General features: G+C 74.9%; 1 protein-coding gene. It reads left to right on the forward strand.

Annotated elements, in window-relative coordinates; genetic code table 11:
* The first annotated feature begins 201 nt into the window (after positions 1-201).
* Positions 202-1,245, forward strand: coding sequence for an LLM class flavin-dependent oxidoreductase (locus tag ACZ4VF_RS04995; protein WP_467923778.1), 1,044 nt, complete (start codon positions 202-204; stop codon positions 1,243-1,245).
* Positions 1,246-1,365: the final 120 nt, after the last annotated feature.

Below are 1,365 nucleotides of genomic sequence, written 5' to 3' on the forward strand. Positions count from 1 at the left end.
CTGCGATGTCGCAAACAGCGTCGTCTCCTTGACAAAGGGGGGCGGGGGGGGGACCACGCCCAGGGGGGAATGGGGGAAAACACGTGGTCTCTGGGGTGGGGGTGGGTGGTTCCCCTCCCCCCCCACCCCCCGGCCCGGGCCTTTTCCCATGACGTTTCATGACGGACCGCGCGCGTGCGCGACGACGAAGGGACACCCACGATGGCCTACGGCCTGTCCGTTCTCGACCTGGTGGCGGTCGGAGAGGGCCACACCCCGCGGGAGGCGCTGCAAACCTCCGCGCGCCTCGCCCGCCTGGCCGAAGCCCGCGGGTTCCGGCGCTACTGGGTCGCCGAACACCACTCGATGCCCGGCATAGCCAGCAGCAGCCCCGCGGTGATCCTGGCGCACCTCGCCGCGCAGACCGACCGGATCCGGCTGGGTTCCGGGGGCGTCATGCTGCCCAACCACGCCCCCCTGGTCGTCGCCGAGCAGTTCCACACCCTGGAGGCGATGGCCCCCGGCCGGGTGGACCTGGGCCTCGGGCGTGCCCCGGGCACCGACCAGGTGACCGCGCGGGCGCTGCGGCGGGCCGACGGGCCGGCGACGGGCGACTCCTTCCCGGCCGACGTGGCCGAACTCATGGCCTTCCTCCACGACGACTTCCCCGAGGGGCACCCGTACCGCCGCGTGCACGCCGTGCCCGGCCCGGTCCAGGGAGAGTCGGTCGGGCGTCCGGCCGTGTGGCTGCTCGGCTCCTCCGGGTTCAGCGCCCAGCTGGCCGGCCTGCTGGGGCTGCCGTTCGCCTTCGCGCACCACTTCGCCGCCCGCAACACGATCCCCGCGCTGGAGCTGTACCGGCAGTCCTTCCGCCCCTCCCCCGTGCTGGCCGAGCCCTACACCGTCGTCGGCGTCTTCACGTTCGCCGCGCGGACCGAGGAGGAGGCCCGGGACCAGGCGCGCACCGGGGCCCTGACCACGGTGCGGTTCCGCAGCGGACGCCCGGGGCTCGTGCCCACCCCCGAGGAGGCCAGGTCCCATGTGTTCACCGCGTACGAGCAGGAGGTCCTCGCCGGCTGGCTGGAGAACGCCGTCCACGGCACGCCGGACGCGGTGCGCGAGCAGCTGGACGCGCTGGCGGAGCGGACGGACGCCGACGAACTCATGCTGGCCTCCAACGCGCACGGCCTGGAGGAGCGGCTCCTGTCGCTGTCCCTGATCGCCGACAGCTACGGACTTCCCCACGCGGGCCCATGGCCGGCGTAGGACGCCGTACCCACGCGACGGCGGGGGGGGGGGGGGGGGGGGAGGGGGGGGGGGGGGGGGTGGGGGGGGGGGGGGGGGGGGGGGGGGGGGGGGGGGGGGGGGGGTTCGTCTTTTTCCTTT

It is taken from the genome of Streptomyces sp. NPDC029151, from assembly GCF_055564315.1.

What these genes read in the sequence shown, in the direction of transcription:
- ACZ4VF_RS04995 (WP_467923778.1), top strand. Translation starts at nt 202, where the DNA reads ATGGCCTACGGCCTGTCCGTTCTCGACCTGGTGGCGGTCGGAGAGGGC.